This window comes from Ideonella sp. P3_A4 (genome assembly GCF_056403075.1).
The window spans coordinates 1-3,603 of the sequence record NZ_JBFUGE010000599.1 but is presented as its reverse complement, the minus strand read 5'-3'; the positions used below and the strand labels follow the sequence as shown (position 1 = coordinate 3,603).

Here is a 3,603-nt window from a genome sequence, read left to right as displayed (position 1 = left end):
GCCATGCCCCAGCGCGGCCATGTCATCTTCATCGGCGCCGGCCCGGGCTCGGCTGACCTGATCACGCTGCGCGGCGCCGCGGCGCTGGCCCGCGCCGACGTGGTGCTTTTCGACGCCCTGACCGACCCGGCCCTGCGCGAGTTCGCGCCGAAGGCCGAGTGGATCGACGTTGGCAAGCGCGGCTTCTCGACCACCACCGCGCAGGCGCGCATCAACGCGCTGCTGGTGCAACATGCCCAGACGGGCGCCCTGGTGGCGCGACTGAAGGGCGGCGACCCGAGCGTCTTCGGCCGGCTCGAAGAAGAGCTGCAGGCGCTGGCCGAAGCCGGCATCACCAGCGAGGTGATCCCCGGCGTGACCGCCGCGCTGGCTGCTGCCGCCGCTTCCGCCCGCCCACTCACGCGCCGCGGCAACGGCCGCAGCGTGTCGCTGACCACCGCGATGACGCAGGAGCGCGAGCTGCACGCCAGCCGCCGCGCCGACACCGAGGTGTTCTACATGGCCGGACGACAACTGGCGATGCTGTCGCGCCGCCTGCTCGAAGCCGGCTGGCAGGCCGAAACGCCGGTCAGCGTGGTCTCCCGCGCCGGCTGGCCGGACCAGCTGATCAGCGAGCACCGGGTCGACAGCCTGCCTGCCGCCTGCGTGCTGCATGCGGGCCGGCCGGCGGTGGTCACCGTGGGTGTCGGCGCCGCCAGAGTGGCGCCAACCATTCACGAGAGCGAGGATCCTCTCGTTGCGGCCACGCCCTTGTACGAGGGTCATCCCGCCGCTTGAAGGCCCCCAGGCCCTAAAATCTCATGCTTTGCTGCGCGGCGTCATGCGCGGCGCAGGCCAGGCTTCGAGGCTTTCCGCTGGGCGGAGCCGCCAGCCAAGCCCTACTTTTCACTTTTCACCGCACCATGACCCACGTCGTCACCGAAGCCTGCATCCGCTGCAAGTACACCGACTGCGTCGACGTCTGCCCTGTCGACTGCTTCCGCGAGGGCCCGAATTTCCTGACCATCGACCCCGACGAGTGCATTGATTGCGCGGTGTGCATTCCCGAATGCCCGGTCAACGCCATCCTGCCTGAGGAAGACGTGCCGGCCGACCAGCAGAAATTCATCGCGATCAACGCCGAGCTGGCCAAGGGCTGGCCGAGCATCACCAAGCGCAAGCCCGCGCTGCCCGATGCCGACGAGTGGAAAGACCGGACCGGCAAGCTGGACCAGCTGATCCGCTGACCTGTTGATCCTTGTCAAAGCCCGCCCGGCCCGCCGTGGCGGGCTTTTTGTTGCGCGTCCGGGCTGACGCGCGATCGCAGCGATAATTCGCGCTTGCTGTCAGGCGCTGCGCCTGGCAGTTCTCCGCTAGGGGTGTTGAGCCGGTCTACCGGCTCGACTGAGAAAGTCCCTTTGAACCTGATTGAGGTAATCCTCGCGCAGGGAAGCAGCTCAGATGGCGGCATGCGCTCGCGTGCCGCAGACCCATCCAGAACTTGCGGCCCTGCGACCGACTTGTCGAGTCCCAGATGGCCATGCAGTCCCTTCCCCGCTTCACCTTGCACGCGCTGGCCCTGGCTGCCGTGCACGCCACCTGCGCCGGCCAGGCCGCCGAGCAGGTCACCATCACCGGCCGCGTCGAGCCGCTGCCAGCCAGTGTGGCCGGCTTCGGCGACACGGCGCTCTCCAAGTCGCCCTTCCAGGCACTGAGCCTGAGCCGCAGCCTGCTCGAGGACCAGGGTGCCAACGCCTTGTCGGCCTTGACCCGGCTCGACGCCAGCATCGCCGACGCCTACAACGCGCCCGGCTACTGGAGCGCGCTGACCGTGCGCGGCTTCGTGCTCGACAACCACTACAACTACCTGCGCGACGGCCTGCCGATCAATGCAGAGACCGCCATCGCGCTGGAGAACAAAGAGCGCATCGAGGTGCTCAAGGGCACCAGCGGTGCGCAGGCCGGCACCAGCGCACCGGGCGGCCTGGCCAACCTGGTGGTCAAGCGGCCGCGGGGCAGCGATCAATCGATCGTCTTCCTCGGCTGGTCGGAGCGCGGCAACTTCAAGGCCGCGACCGACCTGGAGCGCCACTTCGGCGACGGCGGTGCATTGGGCCTGCGGCTGAACGTCGCGGTCGAGTCGCTCGACCCGCAGGTGCATGACTCGAAGGGTCAGCGGCATCTGCTCGCATTGGCCGGCAGCGCGCAACCCACGGCCGACCGTCGCTTCGACGCCGAGATCGAAATCAGCCACCAGTCGCAGCCGAGCATGCCGGGCTTCAGCATGCTGGGCGACCGCGTGCCCTCGGCGCGCGACATCGACCCGCGCTTGAACCTGAACAACCAGGCCTGGTCGAGACCAGTCGTCTTCGACGGCACCACCGCCAGCCTGCGCTGGACCGAAACGCTTGGCGCCGACTGGCAGTTGCAGGCCCAGGTGATGAGCCAACGCCTGCGCACTGACGATCGCATCGCCTTCCCCTACGGCTGCACCGCCGAAGCGCAATGGGACCGCTATTGCAGCGACGGCAGCTTCGACCTCTATGACTACCGCAGCGAAAACGAACGTCGCGACACGCTGGCTGGCTCGCTGACGCTGAGCGGCCGCGCCCAGTGGTGGGGCCTCGCACACCAGCTGTCGACCGGCGTGCAGTGGAGCGATTTCCGTCAGCACCCGAACGAGCAGATCTATGAATGGGTTGGCACGGGCCAGATCGACGGCAGCGTTCAGTTACCTGGGTCAGGAGCCGATCCCTACCTGACAGCCGGCCGCCACGAGCGCAGCACCGAGTTGCATGTGCGCGACCACCTGGCGATCACGCAAGACACCGGCCTATGGCTGGGTCTGCGCCACAGCGCTTTGGAGCGCTCGAGCGAAGCCACGGGCACCGACTACCGCCAATCCTTCACCACGCCCTGGGTCGCGCTGAGCCACCAATGGACCGACGCGCTGCTCGTCTACGGCAGCTGGGGCCAGGGCGTGGAAAGCGATGTGGCGCCGAACCTGCCCAACTACACCAACGCGGGCCAACCGCTGCCGGCCTTGAAGAGCGAGCAGGTCGAGCTGGGCCTGAAGTTCTCGCAAGCGACCTGGAACGCCAGCCTCACCGCCTTCGACATCCGCCGGCCACAGGCGACGGACCTGTGCGATGACGCCGGCACCACCTGCACCCGCCGCATCGATGGCAACGCCCGCCACCGTGGCATCGAGGCTGGCGGCGAGCTGCACACCGGTCAGCTGACTTTGCAGGCCAGTGGCATGTGGCTGCGCGCGCGTCGCGAAGGCGCCAGCAACGACGCTGAGAACGGCCTCACGCCGCCCAATGTGGCCGAACGCAGCGCGCGCTTGAGCGCCGGCTGGCAATTCACCGCGATCACCGGCCTCAGCGCCCAGGCCAGCCTGAGCTACGAAGGCCCGCGCTATGTATTGCCCGACGACAGCGCCCGCATCCCAGGCTGGACCACCGTCGGCCTGGCCACTCGCTACGGCACTCGCGCCCTCGGCCATGAGTGGCTGCTGCGCGCTGGCGTCGACAACCTGTTCAACCGCCGCGCCTGGCGCGAGAGCCCTTACCAGTTCGGTCATGCGTACCTCTATCCKTTGGAGCCACGCAGCTTTCGCAT

At 68.3% G+C, this 3,603-nt stretch carries 3 protein-coding genes and 1 riboswitch; all 3 genes read left to right on the top strand.

The window, feature by feature from the left end; all coding sequences use genetic code 11:
• Positions 1 to 3 precede the first annotated feature (3 nt).
• Positions 4 to 777 (top strand): uroporphyrinogen-III C-methyltransferase, encoded by a 774-nt coding sequence (gene cobA / locus AC1DYI_RS29625; protein ID WP_477207703.1) that lies wholly within the window; start codon positions 4 to 6, stop codon positions 775 to 777.
• Positions 778 to 902: 125 nt separating this feature from the next.
• Positions 903 to 1,226, top strand: a complete 324-nt coding sequence (fdxA, locus tag AC1DYI_RS29620) for a ferredoxin FdxA (protein ID WP_477207702.1) — start codon at positions 903 to 905, stop codon at positions 1,224 to 1,226.
• A gap of 118 nt (positions 1,227 to 1,344) precedes the next feature.
• Positions 1,345 to 1,447, top strand: a riboswitch (TPP riboswitch).
• A gap of 72 nt (positions 1,448 to 1,519) precedes the next feature.
• Positions 1,520 to 3,603: TonB-dependent siderophore receptor (locus AC1DYI_RS29615; protein ID WP_477207701.1), on the top strand; the 2,084-nt coding region annotated here is incomplete at its 3' end.

Coding starts and splice junctions, on each gene's coding strand:
- fdxA (WP_477207702.1), top strand. CDS start 903: ATGACCCACGTCGTCACCGAAGCCTGCATCCGCTGCAAGTACACCGAC.
- cobA (WP_477207703.1), top strand. CDS start 4: ATGCCCCAGCGCGGCCATGTCATCTTCATCGGCGCCGGCCCGGGCTCG.